The following is a 26,557-nucleotide window of genomic DNA, read 5'->3' on the forward strand; positions in this document are numbered from 1 at the left end:
GGTCGGACTCGTCGGCCGGGGGTCAGCCGCGCGCGATGATCTCGCCGTGCGGCATGAGGAACCAGCCGTCGTCCGACGCGGCCCATGTCCGCCATCCCTCCGCGATGCGCTCGAGGCCGGCCCGGTCGGCGATGCCCCGTTCGACCGCGTGCTGCGCGAACGACGAGTGCAGGGCCCGGTCGGCCCACGATCCTCCCCACCACCGGCGGGCCTCGGGCGTCTCGAAGAGCCAGAGCGATGCGGAGGAGACGACGTCGGCGAAGCCCGCTTCGCGCGCCCACGCCTTGAGCCGGCGGCCGGCGGCCGGCTCTCCCGCCACCTCGCGGTGCACCCGCAGGTAGACCTCGTGCCACTCGGCCAGGCCGGGGAGGAGCGGGTACCAGATGACGCCGGCGTAGTCGACGTCGCGGACGGCCACGATTCCGTCGGGCGCGAGCACGCGCCGGAACTCGCGCAGCGCGTCGACCGGGCGCGACAGGTGCTGCAGCACCTGGTGGGCGTGGACGACGTCGAACGCCCCCGCCGCGGCATCCAGCGCGTAGGCGTCGCCGACCTCGAACGAGACGTTGCGGGCGCCGCGCTGGGCGGCCAGCGCCGTGGCCTTCTCGACGACGTCGGCGGCGGCATCCAGTCCCGTGACGTGGCCCGGTGCCACGCGCTCCGCCAGGTCGATCGTGATGGTGCCGGGTCCGGAGCCCACGTCGAGGATCCGCTGGCCGGGTCGCAGCGACGGGACGAGGTAGGCCGCCGAGTTCTCGACGGTGCGCTTGTCGTGCGAGCGCAGGACGCTCTCGTGGTGGCCGTGGGTGTACTGCTCGGGCATGGTCCGACAGTAACCCCGTGACCGTCGTCCGGGTGATTGATGACGCGCGCCGGGGCGGCGTCGCGCACGGGTCACCAGCGTGCGCATCTTCGGCACCGATCGCCGGGTGCCCGTTGCGCACTTTGCGCGCTTCAGCGTGGCCCGGTTGAACACTTCGTTGCGCAGTGGTGCAATGGAGGTGGATGCCGCAACGCCGTGGCGTCCGCAGCGCACTGCCCACAAGGCCCGCCGAAGGAAGAACGCGATGACGCACACCCTGCCCCTGCCCGATTTCACGCACGAGCGCGTGGAGGTGATCACCGGCCGGCGGAGCGGACTGTTCATCGCGGTCGCGCTGCACTCGTCCGTACTCGGCTCCGCTCTGGGCGGTGCGCGTCTGTGGACCTACCCGCACTGGAGCGACGCTCTCGGCGACGCGCTGCGCCTGTCGGCCGCGATGACGCTCAAGAACGCCGCGGCGGGCCTGGATGCCGGCGGCGGCAAGTCCGTCATCGCCCTCCCCGAGGGCACGGTGCTCGACGCCGAGCGCCGTCGCGCGGCGTTCCTCGACCTCGGCGACGCGGTCGAGTCGCTGCACGGTCTGTACCGCACGGCGGAGGACGTGGGCTCGACGACGGAGGACATGCTCGTCGTCAGCGAGCGCACCGAGCATGTCGTGGGCCTTCCGGATGCGGTCGGCGGCTCGGGTGAGCCCGCGGGTCCGACGAGCCTCGGTGTGTACGAATCGCTGCGGGCGACCCTGGAGCGGGTGACCGGTTCGGCGGAGCTGACCGGTCGTCGCATCACGGTGTCGGGCCTCGGTCAGGTCGGCAGCCGCCTCGCGGTGCGCCTGGCAGCCGAGGGCGCCGTGCTCACCGTCACCGACGTGAACCCCGCGAAGCGCGACCTCGCCGCGGAGCTCGGTGCGGCCTGGAGCATGCCCGGCGAGGAGCATCTCGTTCCCGCCGACGTGTTCGTCCCGGCCGGCATCGGCGGGCTGCTCACCGAGGACGTCATCGACGCGCTCGACGCGAAGGCCGTGTGCGGTCCGGCGAACAACCCGCTCGCGGCGCGCGCGGGAGCCGACCGTCTGGCCGGTCGCGGCATCCTGTACGCCCCCGACTTCGTCGTGAACGCCGGCGGGGTGATCTATCTCGACCTCGAGGCGAAGAAGCTCGGGACGCGCACCGAGATCATGGACCGCGTCTCGCGCATCGGCGACACCCTGCGCCGCATCTACGACGAGGCCGAGGCGCGTGGCGTCACCCCGCTCGAGGCGGCGGAGGGGCTCGCGGCCGAGCGCCTTGCGGCCGGCGAGCGGGGGCACGCGCTCGCGCACTGATCCGCGGCGCTGACTCGGTGATGATCCGCGGCGCTGATCCGCGGCGCTGACGCGGCGATGACGCGCTGCGCTGATTCACGCTGATGACCGGCGGTGATCGGCGGTGATCGGCGGTGATCGGCGATGACACGACCGGATGCCCCGACCCGCGTGGCCGGGGCATCCGTCGTCGTGCGGGGTCTATGTTGACGCCATGGCGAATGTGTGGCTCGCTGCACTGAGCGGCCTCATCGGCGGCGGCACCCTTCTGGTGGGTGCGGCGGTGGCGTGGTTCGTCGACACTCCGCAGCGGGTGGTGGCGGGGATCATGGCGCTCGGCGCCGGCGTCCTCATCTCCACGCTCGCGTTCGAGCTCGTCGAGGAGGCCGCGGACGACGGCGGGCTCGTGCCGACGACGGTCGGCTTCCTCGCGGGCGCGGTGCTCTACATCGTCGCGGACTGGCTCGTCTCCCGGCCGAAGCATCCGACGGCGGATCTGCCGGCGAACATCGCCGCGCGGCGCGCGGGTTCTCGGCTCGCCGGCGGCACGGGCGTCGCGATCGCGATCGGCGCCCTCATCGACGGCATCCCGGAGTCGATCGTGATGGGACTCTCGGTGCTGCAGGGCGGCATCAGCATCCCCATCGTCGCCGCCATCGCGATCAGCAACTTCCCCGAGGGGCTTGGCTCGACCGCCGCCCTCAAGCGCAGCGGGACGAGCGGCCGAAGCATCGCCCTGCTGTGGTCGGGCATCGCGCTCGTGACCGTCGTCGCCGCCGTCCTCGGCTTCGTCGCCTTCCAGTCCGCGTCGCCGCAGCTCATCGCCCTCATCACCACGATCGCCGCGGGCGGCCTGCTCGCGATGGTGTGCAACACGATGATCCCCGAAGCGTTCGAGGAGCAGCGCGCGCTGACCGGCCTGTATGCGACCGTGGGCTTCCTCGCGGCCTTTCTCCTGCACGAGCTGGCCTGACGACAGGCCTGCCCAGACGCCCGGCACCCCATGGGCGTCAGAAGGGCGCAGCATCCGTCGCCACCGCGTCGGCGCTCACTCGGAACACCGGCACCCGCCGCTCGGGCTCCACGACATAGCGGCGCCCGGTGGGCGAGATCCACTCCAAGGCTCCGCCGCTCCCGTCGAGCTGGCGCACCGTCCATCCCCCGTGATGCTTCACCCGATGATGCCCCTTGCACAGCGGACACAGGTTCCACAGCGCGGTCTCACCGCCGTCCTGCCACGCGATCGAATGGTCGATCTCGCACCGCGACGCCGGCATCCCGCACCCGGGCGCCATGCACCTGTCGGCTCGCCATCGGACCAGCCTGCGGAGTTCGGGCGGTGGCCGGTACCTGTCGCGGCCGACCGAGAGGACGATGCCGGTCTCGGGATGCGTCAGCACGCGCGTCCAGTCGGTCTCTCCGCCGCACAGCTCGCGCGCGCGGGCATGCGGGATCGGCCCGATGCCCTCGACCGACGCCGGCTCAGCGCCCGGCGGCAGAGCATCGCTGAGCAGTGCGAGGGCGGGAACCGTGACGACGACAGAGGCCCGGATGCCGCGGGCGGCCTCGGGCACCGCCGCCGTCTCGCCCTCGATGAGGAGGTCGCCCAGCACGTCGGCACGCACCTGGTCGAGCGTGCGGGACTCGCCTTCGTCCGCGACGATCGCCTTCGCCATCGCGGTCAGCCGGCCGTGGATGGCGTGGGCCTCGACGGCAGGCAGATAGGCCGACAGCCACGCCATGCCCTCATCGACCTGTTCGACATGGACGCGCCGCTGCCGAAGCGCCTCGCGGTGCCGGGCGTCGAGCGTCTGCGCCCGCACAGTCTCGATGAGTCTGGTCAGCGAGCGGCGGAATGCGCCGACCGCCTCGACCTCGGCGAGCGCGACGGCCTGCGGCACCACCACGGCGTGGAACTCGGGCTCGACCGCCGCCATCGCCCGGACGAAGATCGCGGTGTGGCGCTCGGTGGTGCGGCCGGCGCCGAGGGCGTCGAGCATCGCCGGGAAGCGATGCACGAGTGCGTCTGCCTGCGCGATCAAGTCCCCCGCGGCCGATTCGGTCACGCGCAGCGCCGCCGCCAGCTCGAGACGGATGCCGCGCTCGACGACCTCGGTCAGCGCGACACCCAGCCGCGCCGCGGCGTCCAGCGCATCGTGCCGCATCGCGTCGACGCGCTCGAGCCGCTGCGCGGCGAACACCGCCATCATGGCGTCCACCTCGACGACGAGGTCGACGGCATCCGGGATGGGAGGGAGAAACTCCGCGCCCCAGTCGTCGGGATACGCGCCCCAGTCGTCCGGCTCCGGCCCCCAGTCGTCCGGATACGCCTCCCCGTCATCGGGGCCAGAGTCCGCGCCGTGCGGCGAATCGGGAATGGATGACATGGTCCAATATTAGAACATATGTACGACACCCATCCCGAGTTATCCACAACCCACCCGAGGGCACCGAACCGCGGCCCCCACCCGGCGCGACCCCGCCAAACCCAGGGAGGGCCGAGAACCCCGCCGCGCGGCGTCCGTCCGGCTCAGACCTTCTCGACGGGCGCGATCAGCTCCGTCACCCACTCCGATTGCGGCCGGTCGTCGGGCGCGTGCACGTAGACCTCCCGGGTGGGGCCGACGACGCGGTAGCCGTCGTCCACGAGCCGGCCCATGAGCTCCATCCACGAACGGCCGATCGACGGCATGTCGCCCCGATGCGCCAGCACGGCGGCCGTCTCGACGGCCGGGAGCTCGACGACGTCGTACCCGTCACCGGCTGCGGGCGGAGCATCCGCTGTGAACGAGACGTGCACGGCGAGCGCCTCGGAGTCGGGGACGGCCTCGTACCAGAACACGCCGGGTTCGAGCGGCGATCGCCCGGCGGCCTCGATGGCGCCGATGAGCCTTCCGAGCAGCGGATCGATGACGGGCGAGACGTTCTCGGGCCCCATGCCGGGGGCACGGCCCTCGACGGCGTAGACGGTGACAGGCTCCAGCGGGCGGTACTCGACACGTGCGGACATGGTGTCCTCTCCTTCCAGGCGACGGAGTCGTTCGCCGATCCTGGCGACGCGGTCGCGGTCCTGCGCGATCGACGCTTCGAGCTCGGCGCGACGCCGCACGAGGAGGTCGTGCATCGCCGCGGACGGATCGCCCGCGGCCAGTACGACGCCGATCTCGTCCAGACCGCAGCCGAGGTCCCTCAGCTCGACGATCCGCAGCAGCGAGCCGAGCTGCGCGTCGGCGTAATGCCGATAGCCGCTCCGCTCGTCGACGCGAGCGGGCTCCAGCAGCCCGATCGCGTCGTAGTGCCGCAGCATCCGCACGCTCACGCGCCCGAGGGCGGCGAACTCTCCGATGGTGTACATGGTGGAGACCACGCTCGACCCTGACACAGCGTGAGAGTCAAGCGGAAGAGCCGGCACCCTCGAAAAGCTCGAGTCGGAGACCCCGAAACCGCGTCAGGCCGAGGCCGACCAGCCGTCATCGACCACGCGCGCGGCCGCTTCCCCGTCGTCGACGGTGAGGCCGTGGAGCGTCTCGAGGGCGGCGTGCGCCTCGTCGAGGCGTCCGTCCACGGCGAGCTCGCGGATGCGCACGGACGGCCGGTGCAGCAGCACGCCGGCGAGGTGGCGCAGCGCCGCCTCGGTATCGGCTCCGGCTCCGCGGGCGCGGGCACGGGCGATCTCGGCCTCGACGATCCCGAGCACCTCGCTGCGCAGCGCGGTGATGGCGGGGCCGGCGGCGCGGTCGGCGGCGAACTCGGTCGCCGCGTCGCCGACGATGGCGCGGGCGTCGGAGTGGGCGCTGAACTCCTCGAGCGGAGCGTGCAGGCGGATCGTCTCGAGGTCGAGCAGCTCGACGGCGTCGACGGCTCCGACCTCGGGGTCGACGTTGCGCGGGAGCCCGAGGTCGATCACGAGCACGCGATGCCCGGGAGTGAACGCGTCGGCGTGCACGACGGCGTCGGCCGTGCAGGTGATGACGACGTCGGCGTCGGCGGAGGCCGCGGCGAAGTCCTCGACGGGCACGAGTCCGTGCTGGGCGGCGAAGGCGCTCGCCCGGCCCGAGGGCGAGAAGACCCGAAGATCGCGGGCACCGCGGGCGCGCACGGCCTCGACGGTGCGTGCGGCGTAGCGCCCGGTGCCGACGATGACGACGCGCGCCGCGGACCAGTCGGCGATGCGCGACGAGGCGAGTTCGAGCGCGAACCGCACCAGCGAGCGGTGGGTGCCGCGAAGGCCGGTGCGATTGCGGATGCCGCGGCTCGTGTGGGTCGCCTTCTGGAACAGCCGCTCCAGCTCGCCGCTCGTCATTCCCTCGGCGCGTGCGGCGTCCAGCGCGCGGCGCACCTGGCCCGAGATCTCGTCTTCGCCGACGACGACGGATTCGAGGCCGCTGGTCACCGCGAAGAGGTGGGCCGCGGCATCCGCCCCCTGGTGCACGGCGACGGACGAGCGCAGCAGGTCGACGGGGACATCGGATGCCGCGGCCATCGCCTCGACGACGGATTCGACCGCGACCGCCTCACCGCCGGTGAGCGGCTCATCAATGTCGAGGTAGGCCTCGAAGCGGTTGCAGGTGGCGAGGACCACCGCGCCGGCGACGAAGAGCTCCTCGTCGACGAGCGCGCGCGTGGCGGCCGGAGCCCCCTGGGAGAGTCGCTCCAGGACGTCGAGACTCGCGTTCCGATGGTTCGCGGTGAGACAGAGGAGCACCCCTCCATGTTAAGGCACCCTCGGAGTCCCGTTTCGGAAGGTGTGCCTAAGGTTGTTCCGTGCCCCTGGAAGATTCCCACCCCACCCTGGCCGCCGGGTATGTCGCCCCGCCGCTGATCCGCGCCTACCGCGGCGAGCGCCCGGCGACGACACCGGTCTGGTTCATGCGCCAGGCGGGCCGCTCGCTGCCGGAATACCGCGAGCTGCGCGTGGGCACCGACATGCTCGACGCCTGCCTGAACCCGGCGCTCGCGAGCGAGATCACGCTGCAGCCGGTGCGGCGCCACGGGGTGGACGCGGGCATCTTCTTCAGCGACATCGTGATCCCCGTGAAGCTCGCCGGCGTCGACGTGCGCATCGTCCCGGGACGGGGTCCGGTGCTCGCCGAGCCCGTGCGCACGGCGGCCGACGTCGCGGCGCTGCCGCCGCTGGATCCTGGTGCTCTCGAGCCCGTCCGCGAGGCCGTGCGCCTCACCGTCGCCGAGCTCGACGCGACCCCCCTCATCGGGTTCGCGGGGGCGCCGTACACTCTCGCGTCGTACCTCGTCGAGGGCGGTCCGTCGAAGGAGCAGCTGAAGACGCGCGCGCTCATGCACTCCGACCCCGCGACGTGGTCGGCGCTGCTCACGTGGTGCGCGGATGTCACGGGAGCCTTCCTCGCAGCGCAGCTCGAGGCCGGAGCCTCCGCCGGCCAGCTCTTCGACTCGTGGGCGGGATCGCTGAGCCTCAGCGACTACACCTCGCACGTGGCCCCGCACTCGGCCCGAGCCCTCGAACCGGCCCGGGCCCTCGGAGTGCCGCTCGTGCACTTCGGCGTGGGCACCGCCGAGCTGCTCGCCGCGATGCACGGCATCGGGGTGGACGTGATGGGCGTGGACTGGCGCCTCCCCCTGGACGAGGCCTCACGCCGGCTGGGCGGGGGTGTGCCGCTGCAGGGCAACATCGACCCGGCGCTGCTCGCCGCGCCGTGGCCGGTGCTGGAGGCCCACGTGCGCGATGTGCTCGACCGCGGACGGGCCGCCCCCGCGCACGTGGTGAACCTCGGCCACGGCGTGCCGCCCGAGAGCGATCCGACCGTGCTCACGCGACTCGTGGAGTTCGTCCACGCACATGGCTGAGGTCTCCGTCGTCGGCGGCGGTGTCGCGGGGCTCGTGGTGGCCCGGCGACTCGCACTGTCGGGAGTCTCCGTCGCCGTGCACGAGGCCACGGGCCGCCTCGGCGGAACGGTCGCGCGCCACGAGGTGGCCGGCATCGCCCTGGATGCCGGCGCGGAGAGCTTCGCCGTCCGCGGCGGGGTCGTCGCGAGGCTGCTGGCCGAGCTCGGCCTCGGGGACGACGTCGTCGAGCCGCGCCCGGGCCCGGCCTGGCTGCAGCCCGCCTCCGGCGACGCGGTCCCGCTGCCGGCGACCGCGCTGCTCGGCATCCCCTCAGATCCGCTCGCAGACGACGTCGTGCGGGTCGTCGGGCGCGAGGCCGCGGAGGCGGCCGTGCGGCTGGATGCGCTTCCCCTGGCGCCCGGCGCGGCGGAGATGTCGCTCGGTGCGCTGGTGCGGGCGCGCTTCGGCGACACGGTGCTGGAGCGGCTCGTCGCGCCCGTCGTGCACGGGGTGCACTCGCAGCACCCGGACGAGGTCCCGCTGACGCGCGCGCACCCGTCCCTCCCCGCCGAGCTGATCGCCGCCGGATCGCTCGCGGGCGCGGTCGGCGCCCTGCGCGCGACCGCTCCCCCGGGATCCGCGGTCGCCGGGATCCGCGGCGGCCTGCACCGGATCATCCCGGCGCTCGCGGCCGACCTCCAGCGCCACGGCGGCACGATCCGGCTCGGCTCGCGCGTCGAGGACGTCTCGCAGCTGCCCGGCCGGGTGGTCGTGGCGGCGGCGGGCGCAGCATCCGCTTCTCGTCCCGGGCGCCGCATCGACCTCGTCACGCTCGTCGTCGAACAGCCGGAACTGGATGCCGCTCCCCGCGGCAGCGGACTGCTCGTCGCCGACGGGGCCGAGGTGTCGGCCCGCGCCCTCACGCACGCGACGGCGAAGTGGGACTGGCTGCGCGAGGCCGCCGGTGGACGCCACGTGCTGCGCCTGTCCTACGACGCGACCCCGGCCGACCCCGCGGGCACGGCTCGCGCCGACGCCGAGGCCCTTCTCGGCGTGGAGCTGCCGATCGTGGTCGGCACCGCCCACGTCGTGTGGACCCGGCCCGCCCCCGCAGCACCCACGAAGGCGGCGTCCGACCCGATCGTCGTCGGCGAGACCGTCGCCGGCTCGGGCCTGGCCGGCATCGTCGCCCACGCCGAGCGCACCGCCCAGCTCCTCCTCGCCTCCTGACGCACTGCCGCCGGGGGTGGCGCGAGCACAACGTCGGCATCTGCGCCTGAGCCGGCCCGGAATCCTCCCCAGATCACCGCCCGACCGCGCGGATTTGCCGACGTTGTGCACAGACAGCCCCCGGCACCGGGCCCGGCGACAGGGTGAAACAATGGAACCCATGAGCGAAACCTCGGCTGTCCCCCCGTCCGAGAACGAGGCGCTCGGCTACACCCTGTGGGCCGTCTTCCGCCGCGACCCCGCGAACCCCGCACCGGCAGGCGACCTGACCGCCGCCGTCGCCGAGGTCGAGGCATCCGGCGTCACGGTTCGCGGCTGGTACGACGTGTCGGGCCTGCGAGCCGACGCCGACCTCATGGTGTGGCTGCACGGCACGGATGTCGCCCCCGAGAAGCTGCAGGCCGCGCTGCGCACCCTGCGGCGCGCCGAGCCCCTGAGCACGCTCGTGCCGGTGTGGAACGCCATGGGCGTGCACCGCGACGCCGAGTTCACGGCGAACCACCTCCCCGCGTTCATGCGCGGCAAGGAGCCCGAGACGTGGCTCACCGTCTACCCGTTCGTGCGGTCGTACGAGTGGTACATCCTGCCCGACGACGAGCGGCGCGCGATGCTCGCCGACCACGGCCGGAAGGGCTCGGAGTACCGCCAGGTGCTCGCCAACACGGTCGCCTCGTTCGCGCTCGGCGACTACGAGTGGATCCTCGCGCTCGAGGCGCCCGAGCTCGTCGACCTCGTCGACCTGATGCGCCACCTGCGGCAGACCGAGGCCCGGCGTCACGTGCGCGAAGAGGTCCCGTTCTTCACGGGCCGCCGCATCGGACTGGACGAGATCGCCGAGGTCCTGGCGTGAGCGCCGCGTCGAACGACGTGCTGCGCATCGGCACGCGCGGCAGCGCCCTGGCCCTTACGCAGACGGGGATGGTCGCCGACGACCTCGCCGACGCGACCGGCGCCCGCACCGAGCTCGTCACGATCACGACCGACGGCGACCGCTCGAACGAGCCCCTCTCCCGCGCGGGCGGTGCCGGGCTCTTCACCGGAGCCCTGCGCGACGCCCTCCTCGAGGACCGCTGCGACCTGATCGTGCACTCGCTCAAGGACCTGCCGACGGCCCCGCACGACCGGCTCGTCGTCGCCGCGATCCCGGCACGCGAAGATCCGCGCGACGCCCTGTGCGCGCGGGATGGCCTGACCCTCGAGTCCCTGCCCGCCGGCGCCCGGATCGGCACCGGATCGCCGCGCCGCATGGCGCAGCTGCGCGCGAAGCGACCGGATGTCGAGGTCGTCGACATCCGCGGCAACGTCGACACGCGCCTTGGCCGCGTCGCGCCGGGCGATCTCGACGCCGTCGTCCTCGCCGCCGCGGGGCTGCGCCGGCTCGGCCGCACCGACGTCATCACCGAGTACCTCGACGCCGACCGCTGGCCGACGGCGCCGGGGCAGGGCGCCCTGGCGGTCGAGGTGCGCCGCGGCGATGAGCGCCTCGTCCACGCGCTCGACCACGCCGAGACCCGCGCCGCCGTCGAGGCCGAGCGCGAGGTGCTCGCCCTCCTCGAAGCCGGCTGCTCCGCCCCGCTCGGAGCCCGCGCCGTCGTGGATGCCGGACTCCTCCTCCTCTCGGCCAGCGTCTACAGCCTCGACGGCCGGACCGTGCTGACCTCCTCCCACGCGGCGACATGGCCCGACGACGGCGACCCGTCGCGCGAGGTCGCGGCCCGCGTCGCCCGCGAACTGATCGACGCCGGCGCCGCCGGCCTCACCGGAGCCCGCCCATGAACTCTGCCCACGCCTCCGAGGGGGCCCACCCCCTCGGACACCCCCGGCCCGCCCCCGCGGACCGCCCCGTCGTGCGCCCCCGACGCCTGCGCGCCACCGCGGCGATGCGGCGCCTCGTCGCCGAGACCCGCCTGCACCCCGCCGACCTCGTGCTCCCGATGTTCGTCCGCGAGGGCGCGAGCGAGCCGGTGCCGATCTCGTCCATGCCCGGCGTCGTGCAGCACACTACGGAGTCCCTCAAGCAGGCGGTGACGGATGCCGCGACCGCCGGCATCGGAGGCATCATGCTGTTCGGGGTGCCCGAGCACAAGGACGCGACCGGATCGGGTGCGACCGATCCCGACGGCATCCTCAACGTCGCCACGCGCATCGCCGTCGCCGAGGCGGGGAGTGCGCTCGTCGTGCAGACCGACCTGTGCCTGGACGAATTCACCGACCACGGCCATTGCGGCGTGCTCGACAGCGACGGCGCGGTCGACAACGACGCCACGCTCGAGCGCTACCGCCAGATGGGCGTGGCGCAGGCCGAGGCGGGCTCGCAGCTGCTCGGGCTCAGCGGCATGATGGACGGTCAGGTCGCCGCCGTGCGCGACGCCCTCGACGGCGCCGGTCACGCCGGCGTGCCGCTCCTCGGCTATGCCGCGAAGTACGCGTCGGCGTTCTACGGACCGTTCCGCGAGGCCGTGCAGTCCTCGCTCGAGGGCGACCGCCGCACCTACCAGCTCGACCCCGCGAACCGTCGCGAGGGTGCGCTCGAGATCGACCTCGACGTCGCCGAGAGTGCCGACATCGTCATGGTCAAGCCGGCGATGAGCTATCTCGACGTGCTGGCCGATGCCGCGGCATCCAGCCCCGTCCCCGTCTGGGCGTATCAGGTGTCGGGCGAGTACGCCATGATCGAGGCCGCCGCCGCCAACGGCTGGATCGACCGGCGCCGCGCGATCGAGGAGTCGGTGCTCGGCATCCGTCGCGCCGGAGCCGACGCGGTGCTCACCTACTGGGCCACCGAGCTGGCGGGATGGATCCGATGACGACGAACGAGCAGGAGTTCGAGCGCGCCCGCGGCGCCATGCCGGGAGGGGTCAACTCCCCCGTGCGCGCATTCGGGTCGGTCGGCACGACCCCCCGGTTCTTCGTGTCGGCCTCGGGCCCGCGCGTGACGGACGTCGAGGGGCGCGAGTACGTCGACCTCGTCGGGTCGTGGGGTCCCGCGATCCTCGGGCACGCGCATCCGGCCGTCGTGAAGGCGGTGCAGGATGCCGCGTCCCACGGCCTCGGGTTCGGTGCATCCACCCCCGGCGAGACCGAGCTGGCCGAGCTGATCGAGGCCCGGGTGACGCGTGACGGCGCGCGTCCGATCGAGCGCGTGCGCCTGGTGTCGACGGGCACCGAGGCGACGATGACCGCGATCCGCCTCGCGCGGGGCGCGACCGGCCGCGACCTGATCGTGAAGTTCGCCGGGCACTACCACGGGCACTCCGACGGCCTGCTCGCCGAGGCGGGGTCCGGCGTCGCGACGCTGGCGATGCCCGGCTCGGCGGGGGTCCCCGCGCCGATCGCCGCGCAGACGCTCGTCGTGCCCTACAACGACCTCGAGGCGCTCCGGGAGGTGTTCGCCGCGCGCGGCTCGGACATCGCCGCGATCATCGTGGAGGCCGCGCCGGCCAACATGGGCATCGTGCCGCCCGCGCACGGCTTCAACGCCGCGATCGCCGACCTCGCTCACGCCCACGGCGCGCTGCTGATCCTTGACGAGGTGCTCACCGGCTTCCGGGTCGGCCCCGCGGGCTGGTACGGCATCGACCCGGTGCCGTTCTCCCCCGACCTCATCACGTTCGGCAAGGTCGTCGGCGGCGGTCTCCCGCTCGCCGCGCTCGGCGGATCGGCGGCGCTCATGGAGCTGCTCGCCCCGCTCGGACCGGTGTACCAGGCGGGCACGCTGAGCGGCAATCCGCTCGCCGTCGCCGCCGGACGGGCCACGCTCGACCACCTCGACGCCGACGCCTACGCCCGCATCGACGCCGCCGCCTCCCGGATCGCGGAGGCCGCGGCATCCGCCCTCTCTGACGCCGGGGTGACACACGTCGTGCAGCGCTCGGGGAACCTGTTCTCGATCCAGTTCGCCGCGGCCCCGCCCACCGACTACGACTCGGTGAAGGCGCAGGAGGCGTTCCGGTATGCGCCGTTCTTCCGCGCGATGCTCGAGCAGGGCGTCTCGCTGCCCCCGTCGGTCTTCGAGGCTTGGTTCGTCTCGGCCGCGCACGACGACGAGGCCGTTGCCCAGATCATCGACGCGCTCCCTGCCGCCGCTCGGGCCGCCGCCGAGGCCTCCCCGGCCTGACCCCGGCAACGGCGATCAGGAGAAATCCGCTCCGCAGGACGATTCCCCGGCCGAGCGTCCTGCGTGCGGGAGATGTCCTGCACAGGGGATGGACGGTAGCGTCGGCGCCATGCGCCGGTCACCGCTGCTCGCCGTCCTCGCCGCGGGTGTGCTCGCGCTGAGCGCGTGCGCCGGGTCACCGGCCGGCGCACCGTCCACGTCGCCGAGCCACGACATCCTCGTCCACACGATCGCCGAGCAGGTCGACGAGGAGCTGCGCGACGAGCTGCTCCAGCTGCTCGAGGACGACCAGGCGGAACGCCTCGAAGGAGCCGACTTCGGAGGTGACGCGCCGCGCACCGAGCGCCTGGCCGAGATCATCGACGAGCACGGCTGGCCGGGCTACTCCCTCGTGGGCGAGGAGGCGGAGGACGCCGCCTGGGCGATCGCCCAGCACTCCGACCACGACGTCGAGTTCCAGCAGTATGCGCTGCACCACCTCGTCGTGGCCGCGGAGGCCGATGACGCCTCACCCGGGAACGTCGCCTATCTGACGGACCGGGTGGCGGTGAACCTGGGTGAGCCCCAGGTCTACGGCACACAGGTCGCGTGCGGCGAGGACGGCCCCGCCCCGGTGGTCCCGATCGCCGAGGAGGCATCGGTCGATGACAGACGAGCGGATGCCTCGCTCCCGCCGCTGGCGGATTACTACGCCGAGATGGAGGCGATCTGCACGGAGGAGTTCTGAGGGCTGTCCGACGCAGGACCTGAGGGGACTCCGTCGGACCGCTCAACGAAACGACGAAACGCCCCGCAAGGGGGCGTTTCGGCGTTTCGTGGACCTGAGGGGAATCGAACCCCTGACCTCCTCGATGCGAACGAGGCGCGCTACCAACTGCGCTACAGGCCCGTGAACCTCCGTTAGATTATCACGCTCCGAGAGGCCTCCCGCGCCGCCCTGTTCCACCGGCCGCCGCGCCATAACTCCTCAAGAATCCGCCGCCTTCGGCCACTTTCCCCGCGGTCACGCCGATTCCGCGCCGAGCGTGAGGAGTACGGACACCGCGGCTCCGCGCACCCCCGGCCGATCCCGCGACCGACGCCTGCAGAACTCCACGGAATCGGCATCCGGCCCCGCCGCCGTCCGCGCCGCACCGAGGGCTTCCGCGGCGGTGGCGTCGAGATCCGTGGAGTTCCGCAGACGCCGGCGCCAGCCCTCATCCCCGCGCGAACGGAGAGCGTACGGTTGACCGCTTCACGGCCGCCGAATCGGTCGTCCGCGCTCTCTCGACGAGACCCGGCGAACTCGGCGACTACTCGCCGGACGCGCGGCGCGTCAGCAGATCGCGGACGTGCGCCTCGATCTCGGCGTCGTCGACGTAGCCCATGCGCACGAAGTCCGAACCCGCCGAACTCCCGGAACCCGCCGAACCCCCGGCACCCGCCGAACCGCCGACGCGGGCGACCCGCGCCGTGTCGATCGACGGCGGCCGCTGGGCTTCCGCCCGCTCGCGCATGGCCTCTTCGAGCGCGGCCTGACGCAGCGACTCGCGTGCCGCCTCGGCTTCAAGCACCGCGGCCGCGCGCGAGCCCGCAGACGCGGTGAGCGGGCGGGGCAGCTCTCGCGGCGCCCACGCGCGCGACGCCTGCTCGAGCTCGACGTCCTGCAGCCGTACATCGGGGCGCTCGACCGGCGCCTGGGCGACCCTCACCGCGGCGCGCGCGGCGACGCGGGAGAGCCGGTGAAGAACGAGACCGGATGCCGCGGCCACTGCGCCACCGGCCCACAGCCACAGCTGCGCGCCGGTCGTCACGACCGCGAAGGCTCCCCAGCCCGCGAGCGCCAGACCGCCCACCCCGGCGAGCGTCGCCGCGAACCGGAACCAGCGCCGCGCCCGCGCCCGGCGAGCCGGCGGAGTGGAGCGTGCGGCGACGATCTCGGCGCGCGCCGAGGCCTGCGCGGCGAGCATCTCGGCCCGCGCGGCGGCCTGAGCCGCCTGGATCTCGGCCCGCGCGGCGGCCTCGGCGGCCGCGCGCGCACCGCGGGCGCGCGCGAGCTCCACCTTCGCGAACGCCACGCTCGTCACCCCGTCGGGGCGGGCGCGCTCGAGTTCGACGCGGGCCTGCTCGAGCGCCGCGGACTCGCGCTCGGCGAGGGCCTGGCGTGCGAGCCGCTGCTGGGCCATCGCCGTGCGGGCGTTGAGCTCGAGGCGCACCTCCGCGGGCGTCTCGCTCGTCTCGGCCAGCACGCGCAAGGCCTGATTGAGCCGCACCGCGTTGCGCTCGGCGGCGTCGTACTGGCGCCGGCTGTACAACGACGGAAGCAGATAGACCAGCCACAGGAGCACGGCGACGAGCATGATGACGCCCCCGCCCAGCACCTGACCGTCCATGGGGACAACCGTACGTGCCGCGGGCGCCCGGGCCGCGGCATCCGTTCGCGTGTCGTCCTATGCGTGCAGGCGGTCCGCGGGCGGCACCGTCGCGGCATCCGCCGGCGCACGCCCGTCGATCCACCGTCGCAGCACCCCGTCCGGCACGTCCTCGCGCACGAGGGCGAACGCGTAGTGGTCGCGCCAGTCGCCGTCGATGTGGATGAATCTGCGGCGCAGCCCCTCGTAGCGGAAGCCGAGCTTCTCGACGACGCGGAGGCTCGCGGCGTTCTCGGGCCGGATGCAGATCTCCATGCGGTGCAGGCGCAGCTCGCTGAAGCACACGTCGGTCGCGAGGGCGACGGCGGTGGGCGTGATGCCGCGCCCTGCGAACCGCTTGCTCACCCAGTAGCCGATCGTCGCCGAAGCGAGCGACCCGCGCGCGATCCCCCACACGTTGAGCTGTCCGGCGATGTTGCCGTCGTGCTCCATGACGAAGGGCACCCCGGCGCCGTCGCGGTACTGCTGCAGCAGGCGTCGGACGCCCAGGCGCATGTCGAACGAGACGGGCCCGTCGGGGCTCGTCGCCTCCCACGGGCGCAGCCAGTCCCGATTGGACAGGAGCTCGTTCTGGAGCGTCCGGGCGTCCCGCTGGCGCACCAGCCGGATCGACACCGGTCCGTGGCTGCGCGGAGCCGTCAGATCCACGTCACCACCCCCTCGAACGGGCGGCGTCAGAGCTTCGCCGCGAACTCCTTGAACCACGGCCGCAGCTCGGGGCCGAGATCGTCGCGATCGGCGGCGAGCTGGACGATGGCCTTGATGTAGTCCACCCTATCGCCGGTGTCGTACCGGCGACCGCTGAACACGACGCCGTGCACGCCGGGGCCGTCGGGGTCGGCGGCGAGCTCCTGCAGAGCGTCGGTGAGCTGGATCTCCCCACCCTTCCCGGGCTCGGTGCGCGCGAGGATCTCGAAGACGCTGGGCGTCAGCACGTACCGGCCGATGACGGCGAGGTTGGAGGGGGCGTCCTCCTTCGAAGGCTTCTCGACGAGGCCCGTGACGCGTACGATCCCGTCGGTGCCGGTCTCCTCGACGGCTGCGGCACCGTACATGTGGATGTGCTCGGGATCGACCTCCATGAGCGCGACGACCGTCGCACCGGTGCGCTCGTGCTCGGCGATCATCGTGGTGAGCAGCGGGTCGCGCTCGTCGATGAGGTCGTCCCCGAGCATCACGACGAACGAGGAGCTTCCCACGTGGGCCTTCGCGCGCAGCACGGCGTGGCCAAGCCCCTTGGGCTCGCCCTGACGGACGAAGTGGATGTCGGCGAGCTCGCTGGAGGCCTGAACCTTCGCGAGCTTGTCCTCGTCACCCTTATTGCGCAGGTTGTCCTCGAGCTCGGGCACCGAGTCGAAGTGATTGGAGAGATTGTTCTTGTTGCGGCCGATGATGATCAGGATGTCGTCGATGCCGGCCTGGGTGGCCTCCTCGACGACGTACTGGATCGCGGGCTTGTCGACGACGGGGAGCATCTCTTTGGGCATCGCCTTCGTCGCCGGGAGGAAGCGGGTTCCGAGACCTGCGGCCGGGATGACAGCCTTCATGGGGGTGTTGGGCATGCCTGGCATTCTAGGGCGACCGGCTGCACCTCCTCCGCGCGTTGACACCGCGTGGCGCAGCCGATAGCCCGCATGCGACGCTGCCGACCCGCGCGCCGCCTAGAATCGAGGGCATGTCCGACGCGATCGCCGATGCGAAGCGCGCCCTGCGCGCGGAGCTCCGCGAGCGTCGGCAGCTGCTGACGCCGCACCAGCGCGAACTCGCCGCCGACGGCATCCGCTCCCAGCTCGACGCCCTGGTCGACCGGCTCGGCGTGACCTCGATGTCGTGCTTCCTCTCGACGACGACCGAGCCGGGAACGCGCGAATTCGTAGCGGCGGCGGTGGAGCGCGGCATCCGCGTGCTCCTGCCGGTCACCCGCACGGACGGCCTGCTGGACTGGTCGGTCGCGACGCGCGACCTCGACATCGCCGAGGGCATGTTCGGCCTGCCTGAGCCCGTCGGCGAGCTCATCGGACCGATCGCCGTCAACGACGTCGACCTGCTCGTGATCCCGGCGGCCGCCGTCGACCGCAGCGGCATGCGCCTGGGCTGGGGCCGCGGCTACTTCGACAAGACGATCGGCTCGATGCACCGCTGCCCGCCCGTGTACGCGGTGGTCTTCGACTCCGAAGTGCTCGACGAGGTGCCCAGCGACGTGCACGACCAGCCCGTCACGGGCGCCGTCACCCCCACGCAGACCCTGGTCCTCGCGCCCGCCCGGCGCTGACAGCCCCTGAGAGAGACATGCCCACCTACGCCTACGCCTGCAAGCAGTGCGGCCACCGCTTCGACGCCGTGCAGTCCTTCGCCGACCCCACCCTCACCGAGTGCCCCGAATGCGGCGGACCGCTGCGCAAGGAGTACGGCTCGATCGGCGTGACCTTCAACGGCTCGGGCTTCTACCGCACCGACTCGCGCGCGTCGGGTTCGGGCGGCGGGACGGATGCCTCGGCTGGCGCCTCCTCGTCGGGTTCGGCATCATCGAAGTCCGAGGCGAAGCCGGCGGCGTCCTCCGCGAAGCCGGCGGCCTCGTCCGGGTCCTGACCGGCGGGGCCGGGTCCACACCGGCGGAAGCCGGCGACAGTGAGGAGCAGCACGTGATCAGAGGCTTCAAGGAGTTCATCCTCCGCGGCAACGTCATCGACCTGGCCGTCGCGGTGGTCATCGGCGCGGCGTTCACGGCGGTCGTCAATTCGATCGTCGCGAGCATCATCAATCCGCTCATCGAACTCTTCTGGAAGCCCGACGCGAACGGGAAGATCGGCTTCACCGTGGAGGGCCTGTGGGGCCCGGTCACCTTCCCGATCAGCGACCTGATCAACGCGATCATCGCGTTCCTCGCGGTGGCCGTGGTGGTCTACTTCGTATTCGTCTACCCGATGAACCGGATCAAGGAGCGCGCCGCCGCCAAGGCCGGCGTCTCCCCCGCCGACGAGGAGCCGAAGCTCCCCACCGAGCAGGAACTGCTCGTGCAGATCCGCGACCTGCTCGCCGCCCAGCCGAAGGCCTGATCCCGCCGGGCCGCGCGGTGCGCGCGATGCGCGCCGTGCTGCGCCGTTCTTCCCGCCCTGCGGCGCAGAACTCCTGCAGATTGCCCGCGGCCGGCGGTCGCGGCCGCGGAATCCCGGGGCGCGGGGCCTGACGGCCCGCGAAAGTGCAGGAGTTATGCGCCCGAGGGGCCGGAGCCGATCCGGCGCCGCAGGCGGGAGATCTCGATACACGCCGGTGCGCGGCGCACTCGATCTTCACCCGAGACGCCTCAACGCCGCTGCGCGGCATTGACCCGGCTCGCGTCAATAGTGCGGGGGCACGTCCTGCCTCAGGCGCTCGTCGTTCGGGCCGGTAGAGGCAGCGGATGCCGCGGCGCGGCCGGGATCCGCGGACTCGTCGCCCGCCACCGGCTCGGCGCTCGTACCGGGGGCCGGGGTCAGCCGCACCCGACGGGAACCGGGGACCCGCTCGATGCGCTGGCGCTCAGTCGGACACATCGAGCGGCTGCGTGTCGGTCTCGACGCGCGGGGCCTCGGGCGGCACGCCGAGCATCGCGGCGATCCGCTGGGCGACTCCCGCGGGGTCGCTGTACAGGTCGAACGAGTGCACGCGAACGTAGTGCCAGCCGAGCCGGCGCAGGATCTGCGGCCGCAGTCGCAGCGACTCGCGCAGCGATTCGCCGATCGTCTCGGGGTCGCTCTCCACGACGACCGCCTTGCCGCCGTACTGCGCGACGAGCGGCAGCAGTCCGCGGTAGTGCACGTCGACCGAGAGCCCGCAGCGACGCAGTTCGCGCGCGAGCGCGAGGGTGAGCGGATCGGCGAGATCCTCGAGGCGGGCGTCTCGCGCCCGCGCGGCGATGCCCCCGAGGATCGACATCAGGGTCGCGGCTCCGTGCTCGAGGCGTCCGTCGTCGAAGGCCGAGGGGCGGATCGACGACACGATCACCATGGACCGGCGGGCGCGCGTCATCCCGACCGTGAGCAGGCGCTCCCCGTCGGGGGTCGACAGGTCGCCGAAGTCGCTGAGCACACGGCCGTGCTTGGTGAGCCCGAATCCGAGCGAGAAGATCACCCGGTCGCGGCTCTCGGCGACGGACTCCTCGAGGCTCAGCACGGCGAACGGCTCGGCGGTGTCGCGAGAGAGGAAGTCCGCGACATCCGATCGTCCGGCGAAAGCCGCCTCGACGGACGCGCGGATCCGCTCCGCGTGCCGCGGGCTGGCTGTCACGACCATGAGCGACTCCGAGCCGCGGTTGATCGCATGCTCGACGACGAGCGTCACGACGCGCTGCACCTCGGCGTCGGGGCTCTCGACCGCGCCGGTCACGGGATCGGGGGCTCCGGTGCCGCCTTCGACGTAGTCCACGCCCAGGCTGCCGCGCCCGAGGTACGACCCGGCCCACGGCAGCGACACGATCTCGCCGCCGTAGAAGGCGTCGTTGACGAGTTCGGCGAGGTCCTCGCCGCCGGCGCGGTAGCTGCGGGTGAGCGTCTCGACGGGCAGCAGCTCGGCGAGGCGCTCGAACACGCTGACCGCGTCGAACGGCACCTCGGGCTCCTCTGCCGGCGCACCGGCGGCGACACGGAACGGCGTGGGCTTCTGCGTCACGGGGTCGCCGAACACGACGACCTGCCGGGCGCGGCGGAGCGCAGGCGCGGCTTCCGCGAGACACAGGGCCGCGGCATCCGCGATCACCACCACGTCGAACGACGGCGCGGCCGGCAGGAGCGGAACGTCGTAGGGCGACGCCAGCCACACCGGCGCGAGCGTCCGCGAGAGAGTCGGCGCGACCTCGGCCAGCCGCGTCGCGGAGATCTCGCCGTTCTTGAGCGCGAGCTTCAGTGCGGCGGCCTCGTCGGACTCGTCCACGATGCCGATGCGCCACTGCGTCGCCAGCTGCGATGCGAGGAGAGGTCCGGATGCCGCGGCATGGGCCTCATCGACGAGCCGGAAGTCGCGTTCCAGGCGATCGACGACGGCGGTGTTGGCTCCGAGCACCGCACGGTCGGTGCGCAACAGCTGCTCGAGCGCGGACTGCCACCACGCGTACTCGAGCTCGTCGGCGACGCGCTCCTCGGGCACGTGCCGCACCGAGAGCTCGGTGAGCAGCGGCTCGAGGCCGAGCGCGGCGAGCTCGGTGCGCAGGGTGGCGCGCTCCTTGAGGTTGTCGAACACGTCGGATTCGGCGGCGAGGCCGGCGAGCGTGCGCACGAGCTGCTTCACGGGTAGCGTGGCGAGACGCTCGGCGCCGGTGCGGCCGAGGATGGCGTCGAGTTCGCCCAGCTCCGCCTCGACGCGCGACCAGGCGACGTGGACGTCGGCCAGGCCGATCGGCACCTCGGGCGTGACACCGGCGTCGACGAAGCGCTGCCATTCGGTGCGCTGCTGCTGGATGCGCACGAGCGCCTCGTACATGTCGGGCACGTGCACCCCGGGGCGCACGTACTCGCGCGAGAGCCGGCGCAGGCGGCGACGGTTGGCTCCGGTCATGTTCGGCGAGTCGCGGCGGGGTCCGTGCGCCTGGATGAGCTCGCCGAGCGGCCGCTCGAAGACCGTGAGGCTGAACTTGTCGAGCGAATCCCGGATGCCCTGCAGCACCCGCAGGTACGCCCCGAGCTCGGAGATCGTGTGGAAGGGGCGCATGCGCGTCTGCGCGATGAGCTCGTAGCCGCGCTCGAGCAGGCTGGGCAGCTCGCTGCGCTGCAGCTTGCCGGCGAGGGCGTGGGCGGCGCGGGCCTCCTCCGTCGTCGCGAACGACACGCCGTACCAGGGCGAGTCGTCGGGACCGAAGCGGAACTCCCCCAGCCGTGCGGCGGCGGCGAGCTTGGCGGCCGCTTCGGTGCGCGTGTCGGCCAGGCGCTCCAGGGTCACAGCGCCGAAACGCGCCGCAGTGGTCGGCGGGTTCTCGCGCCCGGCGAGCGTCGCGAGCGCGCGCAGGATCTCGAGCACCGAGACCCCGAGGGTCGGATGCTGCGCCGTGACCGCTCCGCGATAGTCGCGCAGCACGCCCCGGAGCCGGACGAGGGCGTCGTCGATGTCGGCGACCTTGGGCTTCTCGGCCTTCTCGTTGCGGCCGATCGCGCGGATGAGGTCGGCGCGCAGGCGCCGGGGCGAGACGGCGAGGCCGGGCAGGCCGACGGCGGCGAGGCGGTGGCGGATGCCGTCGATCGTCGAGCTGCGGGCGCTCACGACGAGCACGCGCTTGCCGTCGTGCACGAGCGCCCCGACGGCGTTGATCACGGTCTGGGTGCCGCCGGTGCCGGGAAGCGTGTGGACGGCGAGCGATTGTCCCGCGGTGATGCGGGCGAGGACGCGCTCCTGCTCGGAGTCGGCGTCGAGGAGGAGGGTGTCGGCGGCGGGCGCGCGCTCGTCGGGGCCCACCGGCTCGACGGCGTCGCGGCGCAGCTGGAGCGTCTCGCGATCGGCGGGGTGACCGGCGAGCGCGTTGAGCACCGGGTGGTCGAGATCCGCCGCGTCGCGCGACATCCCGCTGCCGACGTCGGCGAAGCTCGAGACGAGCAGGCGCGGCTTGACGACGTAGGAGTCGATCCAGCCGGTCAGCGCGCGCAGGTGGTCGATGACGGGCTGCGGCTTGAACACGCCGCCCTCGTAGGCCAGGGCCGCGAGGCCGGCGCCGTCGAGCTCGATCGAGAAGTGGGCGAGCATCGCGCGCACGAGTTCGGGATTGACGATGAACGAGCCGTGGAGCTTCAGCTCGAAGTCGGAGTGATGGCGGCGGATGGCGAGCGGACGGAGCAGGATCGGCGCCGAGCACTCGAGCCCGCCGATGCGCCACTGGGCGAGGCCGACGGCGAGATGCACGGACTCGAGGCCGCGGGTGGCGCGCAGCTCGACGTTCTTCGCGGTGATCCGCTCGGCGGCCAGGCGCGCGTTGCGCAGGGCGACCTCGTCGCGGAAGAGGTTCGACAGCAGCGTGGAGCGTCCGGTGATGAACTGGGGCAGGCTGCCCGGATGCGCCTTGGTGATCTCGATCGAGGCGTCGAGCGCGTCGGTGAAGTGCAGCAGCGTCGAACGGCCGCCGAGTTCGGCGGACTCCAGCCGCAGGCGCTCGCGCTCGGGGTCGGCGATGTGCGCCACCACGACATCGGGCTCGGCGAGGCCGAGATCGCTCGGCGTCACCGCGCTGCCGTGCACAGCGTCTTCTGCGCCGGCCACGACGCTGCCTTCTGCTCGCCACACACGAGCCACACTAAGCGGCGATCCGCCGGGCCACTTGCAGCGGCGCCGAGTTTCGCGGTATTGGGACACGCCGAGTGATCAGCCCTTCCTCCCCAGCCCGCGAGCGACGCCTCCAGCACACAGCCTGTGCCCTGTGCGATCCGCCCGTCGCCCGGTCGCGCGAGGATGGTCGCATGACCTCGCCGCACCCGCCCCGGTTCCTCGTCCACCCCTCTCCGGTCGGCGATGTCCTGATCGTCACGACCGACGACGGCGTGGTCACCCTCCACCCGTTCGAGGGTCCGCTCGGCGCCGAGCTCGAGCGCGTGGCGCTGGCGTTGCGAGAGCTTCCGGTTCCCGTCGAGACGGATGCCGCGACCGGCGACCTCGCCCATATCGCCGCCGCGCAGCTCGACGAGTACTTCGACGGCGAGCGCCGCGTGTTCGACCTGCCGCTGGACTGGCGACTCGTGCGCGGATTCACCCGCTCGGCGCTCGAGGCCGTGTGCGGCATCCCGTACGGCGAGACGGCCGGGTACGGCGAGGTCGCGATCAGCGCAGGGAGCCCGCGAGCTGCGCGCGCGGTCGGGACGGCGTGCGCGACGACCCCGTTCTCGATCGTCGTGCCGGTGCACCGCGTCGTGCGGGCGGACGGCTCGCTCGGCGAGTACGGCGGCCGGCCCGAGGTGAAGCAGTACCTCATCGATCTGGAGCGTGCCGCGGGCGTGTAGGCCGCCCGCGCGCAGCACGGCCCGGGCGGCGAGCCGCCCGGGCCGTGCGTTCCCGAGTGATCGGGTCAGTGACTGCTGGCCTTCTCCGCGCCGAAGCCGGTGAGGGAGCGCACGTCCATCTCCGCGGCCTTCCGGCGATCCTCCGCCTTGCGCGAGGTCACCGAGCCGAGCCAGCCGAGGAAGAACCCGAGCGGGATCGACACGATGCCGGGGTTGTTGAGCGGCCAGATGGGTGTGCCGACCTTGAATACGCTCGTCTCGCTCCCCCAGAACACCGGGGACAGGAAGATGAGGATCACCGCGGCGGCGAGGCCGCCGTACATGCTCCACACCGCGCCCCGCGTGGTGAACCGGCGCCAGAACAGCGAGTAGAGGATCGTCGGCAGGTTGGCCGAGGCCGCCACCGCGAAGGCGAGCGCCACGAGGAACGCGACGTTCTGACCCTGCACGCCGATGCCGCCGAGGATCGCGAGGATGCCGATCACGATCACGGTGCGACGGGCGACCTTGACCTCGCCGTCCGGCGGGACGTTCCCCTTCTTCACGACGTTCGCGTAGATGTCGTGCGCGAACGACGCCGCTGCCGTGATCGTGAGGCCCGCGACGACCGCGAGGATCGTGGCGAACGCGACCGCGGAGATGAACCCGAGCAGGATCGGTCCGCCGAGCTCCAGCGCGAGCAGCGGGGCGGCGGAGTTGACCCCGCCGGGAGCGGCGGCGATCGCCTCGGGGCCGACGAGCGCGCCGGCACCGTAGCCGAGGACGAGGGTCAGCAGGTAGAAGAGGCCGATCAACCAGATCGCCCACACCACCGAGCGACGCGCCTCCTTGGCGGTGGGCACCGTGTAGAACCGCATCAGCACGTGCGGGAGGCCCGCGGTGCCGAGCACGAGGGCGATCGCGAGCGAGATGAAGTCCCACGGGTTGGCGCCGTACTGCAGTCCGGGTCCGAGGATGGCTTCGCCCTGCGGCGAGGCGGCGACGGCGTTCTCGAGGAGGGTGTTGAGGCTGAACCCGTTGATCGCGAGCACCCAGATGGTCATGACGAGCGCGCCGCCGATGAGGAGGAACGCCTTCACGATCTGCACCCAGGTCGTGCCCTTCATGCCGCCGACGAGCACGTAGACGATCATGAGCACGCCCACGACGGCGACGACGATCGACTGCCCGAGCTGCTCGGTGATGCCGAGCAGGAGCGACACGAGGCCGCCGGCGCCGGCCATCTGCGCGAGCAGGTAGAAGAAGCAGACGGCGAGCGTCGTGATCGCCGCGGCCATGCGCACCGGGCGCTCCTTGAGGCGGAACGACAGCACGTCGGCCATCGTGAACTTGCCGGTGTTGCGCATGAGCTCGGCGACGAGCAGCAGCGCGACCAGCCAGGCAACGAGGAATCCGATCGAGTAGAGGAAGCCGTCGTAGCCGTTGATGGCGATGGCGCCGCAGATGCCGAGGAACGACGCCGCGGACAGGTAGTCGCCGGAGATCGCGAAGCCGTTCTGGGGTCCGGTGAACGAGCGTCCGGCGGCGTAGTAGTCCGCCGCCGTCTTGTTGTTGCGGCTCGCGCGGATCACGATGAACAGCGTCACGGCGACGAACGCACCGAAGATCGAGATGTTGAGGATGGGGTTGTTCTCGGTCGTGGTCACGGCCGCCTCGACCGCGGTGAAGAACTCATTCATACGGAGGCCTCCTGCTGCTGCTCGAGCCCGTCGCGGATCTCCTCGGAGATCGGGTCGAGCTTGCGGTTGGCGTACCAGACGTAGGTCATGGTGATCGCGAAGGTGGTGACGAACTGGCCGAGCCCGAAGATCAGGCCGACGGTGATGTCGCCCCACACGCGCTGCGCCATGAAGTCCGGCGCGAAGGACGAGAGCAGGACGTACGCGAAGTACCAGACGAGGAACGCGATCGCCATGGGGAACACGAACCCGCGATGGCGACGCTTGAGCTCGACGAACGGGGGCGATTCCTCGACCGCGATGTAGTCGATTCCGCCGGGTGGGGCGGTGTCGATCCGGGGATCGGACATGTGGCCTCCTTGCCTCATGGACGGGCGCGCCGATGCGCCCGGTGGGGAGCCCGGGCGGCGGGGCGAGCGGCCGACCCGGGTGGTAAGGTCGACGCTACGAAAAGCGGCGAGGACGCCGTCACCCCCGGAAGTAGGTAGTGCGTGGGCGCGCTGACCGGCACCCGACAGATGAGCGATGCGCAGGTTCTCGCCGGCGCCGTCGCCGAACTCGTGCGCCGCACCCGCTTCCCCGTCGCCTTCGGCGGTCTCGAGCACGACGACGCCATCCACGTCACGGCCGTCGTCGGAGCCCGCACGCGCAGTCTCGAGGGACTCGTCGTGCAGGCCTCGCGGGGTCTGGGCGGACGGGCGCTGGTCGAGAAGCGGCCGCGCCTCGCCCTGGACTACCGGTCGTCGCGCAGCATCACGCACGACTACGACCGCGCCGTGCTCGGCGAGGGGATCGCGACGCTCTTCGCCGTACCGGTGATCGTCGGCGAGCGCGCCCGCGGCGTCATCTACTGCGGATCGTGGGCGGAGTCGCCTGTCGGCGACGTGGTCGCCCGCCCGGCGTTCGACGTCGCCGGCGAGCTGTCGTCCGAGCTGCGGATCCGCGACGAGGTGCGTCGGCGGCTGAGCGCGGTGCCGGCGCCGGCCGAGGGACCCGCGCTCGCTCCCGCCGCCCGCGAGGAGCTGCGCGAGACGTACGCCGAGCTGCGGAGCATCGCCGCCGTCGTCGATGACCCCGCCGTGCGCGAGCGCCTGGCGGGGATCGAGCGCCGGCTCGCCGCGCTGTCGATGTCGGAAGCGGATGCTCCGCTCGACCTCGACGTGCGCCTGTCGCCGCGAGAAATCGACGTGCTCGCGTGCGCGGCGCTGGGTGCGACGAATGCCGAGATCGCCGCGACGCTCGCCC

General features: G+C 72.5%; 24 protein-coding genes and 1 tRNA gene. 14 read left to right on the forward strand and 11 right to left on the reverse strand.

Annotated elements, in window-relative coordinates; translation table 11 throughout:
• Nucleotides 1-22: 22 nt before the first annotated feature.
• On the reverse strand, nt 23-823 hold the full coding sequence (locus ACE3O1_RS01290; RefSeq protein WP_374311633.1) for a class I SAM-dependent methyltransferase: 801 nt from the start codon (nt 821-823) through the stop codon (nt 23-25).
• A gap of 244 nt (nt 824-1,067) precedes the next feature.
• Here ACE3O1_RS01290 and ACE3O1_RS01295 point away from each other — a divergent pair, with 244 nt between their 5' ends.
• The gene (locus tag ACE3O1_RS01295) at nt 1,068-2,144 is read left to right on the forward strand and encodes a Glu/Leu/Phe/Val dehydrogenase dimerization domain-containing protein (RefSeq protein ID WP_374311635.1); all 1,077 of its coding nucleotides are present in this window, start codon (nt 1,068-1,070) and stop codon (nt 2,142-2,144) included.
• Between the two features lie 193 nt (nt 2,145-2,337).
• A complete protein-coding gene (locus ACE3O1_RS01300) occupies nt 2,338-3,096 on the forward strand; it encodes a ZIP family metal transporter (RefSeq protein ID WP_374311637.1) in 759 nt (252 codons plus the stop codon).
• Between the two features lie 37 nt (nt 3,097-3,133).
• Here ACE3O1_RS01300 and ACE3O1_RS01305 read toward each other — a convergent pair whose 3' ends face one another.
• From ACE3O1_RS01305 to ACE3O1_RS01315, 3 genes are all read right to left on the reverse strand, one after another.
• Nucleotides 3,134-4,510: a DUF222 domain-containing protein gene (locus tag ACE3O1_RS01305; RefSeq protein ID WP_374311639.1), complete on the reverse strand. Its 1,377-nt coding sequence runs from the start codon at nt 4,508-4,510 to the stop codon at nt 3,134-3,136.
• A gap of 143 nt (nt 4,511-4,653) precedes the next feature.
• Complete coding sequence (locus ACE3O1_RS01310) at nt 4,654-5,490, reverse strand: MerR family transcriptional regulator (RefSeq protein ID WP_374311641.1); 837 nt, start codon at nt 5,488-5,490, stop codon at nt 4,654-4,656.
• Nucleotides 5,491-5,571: 81 nt separating this feature from the next.
• The gene (locus ACE3O1_RS01315) at nt 5,572-6,828 is read right to left on the reverse strand and encodes a glutamyl-tRNA reductase (protein WP_374311643.1); all 1,257 of its coding nucleotides are present in this window, start codon (nt 6,826-6,828) and stop codon (nt 5,572-5,574) included.
• 59 nt (nt 6,829-6,887) lie between these two features.
• On the opposite strand from ACE3O1_RS01315, the gene hemE reads away from it, so the two are divergent.
• The 7 genes from hemE (at nt 6,888) to ACE3O1_RS01350 (ending at nt 14,000) form a co-directional block, all read left to right on the forward strand.
• Nucleotides 6,888-7,946 carry a uroporphyrinogen decarboxylase gene (gene hemE / locus ACE3O1_RS01320; RefSeq protein WP_374311645.1) on the forward strand — a complete coding sequence of 353 codons (1,059 nt, stop codon included), beginning with the start codon at nt 6,888-6,890 and terminating at the stop codon, nt 7,944-7,946.
• Entirely contained in the window at nt 7,939-9,156 is a 1,218-nt protein-coding gene (locus ACE3O1_RS01325) for an NAD(P)/FAD-dependent oxidoreductase (RefSeq protein ID WP_374311647.1), read from the forward strand. The genes hemE and ACE3O1_RS01325 overlap by 8 nt, the downstream gene beginning before the upstream one ends.
• A gap of 160 nt (nt 9,157-9,316) precedes the next feature.
• A complete protein-coding gene (gene hemQ / locus ACE3O1_RS01330) occupies nt 9,317-10,006 on the forward strand; it encodes a hydrogen peroxide-dependent heme synthase (RefSeq protein WP_374311649.1) in 690 nt (229 codons plus the stop codon).
• The gene (gene hemC, locus ACE3O1_RS01335) at nt 10,003-10,932 is read left to right on the forward strand and encodes a hydroxymethylbilane synthase (protein WP_374311651.1); all 930 of its coding nucleotides are present in this window, start codon (nt 10,003-10,005) and stop codon (nt 10,930-10,932) included. Before hemQ ends, hemC begins: the two co-directional genes overlap by 4 nt.
• Nucleotides 10,929-11,963, forward strand: a complete 1,035-nt coding sequence (hemB, locus tag ACE3O1_RS01340; protein ID WP_374311652.1) for a porphobilinogen synthase — start codon at nt 10,929-10,931, stop codon at nt 11,961-11,963. The genes hemC and hemB overlap by 4 nt, the downstream gene beginning before the upstream one ends.
• Nucleotides 11,960-13,273 (forward strand): glutamate-1-semialdehyde 2,1-aminomutase, encoded by a 1,314-nt coding sequence (gene hemL, locus ACE3O1_RS01345; protein ID WP_374311653.1) that lies wholly within the window; start codon nt 11,960-11,962, stop codon nt 13,271-13,273. Before hemB ends, hemL begins: the two co-directional genes overlap by 4 nt.
• A 109-nt stretch (nt 13,274-13,382) precedes the next feature.
• Complete coding sequence (locus ACE3O1_RS01350) at nt 13,383-14,000, forward strand: DUF6624 domain-containing protein (RefSeq protein ID WP_374311654.1); 618 nt, start codon at nt 13,383-13,385, stop codon at nt 13,998-14,000.
• Nucleotides 14,001-14,089: 89 nt separating this feature from the next.
• Here the strand turns inward: ACE3O1_RS01350 and ACE3O1_RS01355 are convergent.
• The 4 genes from ACE3O1_RS01355 to galU all read right to left on the reverse strand — a co-directional run bounded on the left by ACE3O1_RS01355 (nt 14,090) and on the right by galU (nt 17,246).
• A tRNA-Ala gene (locus tag ACE3O1_RS01355) sits at nt 14,090-14,162 on the reverse strand.
• Between the two features lie 403 nt (nt 14,163-14,565).
• On the reverse strand, nt 14,566-15,645 hold the full coding sequence (locus ACE3O1_RS01360; protein ID WP_374311655.1) for a large exoprotein: 1,080 nt from the start codon (nt 15,643-15,645) through the stop codon (nt 14,566-14,568).
• Between the two features lie 57 nt (nt 15,646-15,702).
• The gene (locus ACE3O1_RS01365; RefSeq protein ID WP_374311656.1) at nt 15,703-16,332 is read right to left on the reverse strand and encodes a GNAT family N-acetyltransferase; all 630 of its coding nucleotides are present in this window, start codon (nt 16,330-16,332) and stop codon (nt 15,703-15,705) included.
• A gap of 26 nt (nt 16,333-16,358) precedes the next feature.
• A complete protein-coding gene (galU, locus tag ACE3O1_RS01370; protein ID WP_374311658.1) occupies nt 16,359-17,246 on the reverse strand; it encodes a UTP--glucose-1-phosphate uridylyltransferase GalU in 888 nt (295 codons plus the stop codon).
• A gap of 113 nt (nt 17,247-17,359) precedes the next feature.
• Here galU and ACE3O1_RS01375 point away from each other — a divergent pair, with 113 nt between their 5' ends.
• The 3 genes from ACE3O1_RS01375 to mscL are packed head-to-tail and all read left to right on the forward strand — an operon-like array spanning nt 17,360 to nt 18,740.
• Nucleotides 17,360-17,956: a 5-formyltetrahydrofolate cyclo-ligase gene (locus tag ACE3O1_RS01375; protein WP_374311660.1), complete on the forward strand. Its 597-nt coding sequence runs from the start codon at nt 17,360-17,362 to the stop codon at nt 17,954-17,956.
• A 17-nt stretch (nt 17,957-17,973) separates the two neighbouring features.
• On the forward strand, nt 17,974-18,273 hold the full coding sequence (locus ACE3O1_RS01380) for an FmdB family zinc ribbon protein (protein ID WP_374311662.1): 300 nt from the start codon (nt 17,974-17,976) through the stop codon (nt 18,271-18,273).
• A gap of 53 nt (nt 18,274-18,326) precedes the next feature.
• A complete protein-coding gene (mscL, locus tag ACE3O1_RS01385; protein ID WP_374311664.1) occupies nt 18,327-18,740 on the forward strand; it encodes a large conductance mechanosensitive channel protein MscL in 414 nt (137 codons plus the stop codon).
• 463 nt (nt 18,741-19,203) lie between these two features.
• On the opposite strand, the gene ACE3O1_RS01390 is transcribed toward mscL, so the two are convergent.
• A complete protein-coding gene (locus ACE3O1_RS01390; RefSeq protein ID WP_374311666.1) occupies nt 19,204-22,899 on the reverse strand; it encodes an AAA family ATPase in 3,696 nt (1,231 codons plus the stop codon).
• Nucleotides 22,900-23,096: 197 nt separating this feature from the next.
• On the opposite strand from ACE3O1_RS01390, the gene ACE3O1_RS01395 reads away from it, so the two are divergent.
• Complete coding sequence (locus ACE3O1_RS01395) at nt 23,097-23,633, forward strand: methylated-DNA--[protein]-cysteine S-methyltransferase (RefSeq protein WP_374311668.1); 537 nt, start codon at nt 23,097-23,099, stop codon at nt 23,631-23,633.
• Between the two features lie 65 nt (nt 23,634-23,698).
• Here the strand turns inward: ACE3O1_RS01395 and ACE3O1_RS01400 are convergent, their stop codons facing one another.
• Both ACE3O1_RS01400 and ACE3O1_RS01405 read right to left on the reverse strand, forming a co-directional pair.
• A complete protein-coding gene (locus ACE3O1_RS01400; RefSeq protein ID WP_374311670.1) occupies nt 23,699-25,312 on the reverse strand; it encodes a cation acetate symporter in 1,614 nt (537 codons plus the stop codon).
• Complete coding sequence (locus ACE3O1_RS01405; RefSeq protein ID WP_374311672.1) at nt 25,309-25,662, reverse strand: DUF485 domain-containing protein; 354 nt, start codon at nt 25,660-25,662, stop codon at nt 25,309-25,311. Before ACE3O1_RS01405 ends, ACE3O1_RS01400 begins: the two co-directional genes overlap by 4 nt.
• A 141-nt stretch (nt 25,663-25,803) precedes the next feature.
• Here ACE3O1_RS01405 and ACE3O1_RS01410 point away from each other — a divergent pair.
• The coding region (locus ACE3O1_RS01410) for a helix-turn-helix transcriptional regulator (protein WP_374311674.1) at nt 25,804-26,557 on the forward strand (754 nt) is incomplete at its 3' end.

It is taken from the genome of Microbacterium sp. (assembly GCF_041909575.1).
Classification (GTDB): Bacteria; Actinomycetota; Actinomycetes; order Actinomycetales; family Microbacteriaceae; genus Microbacterium.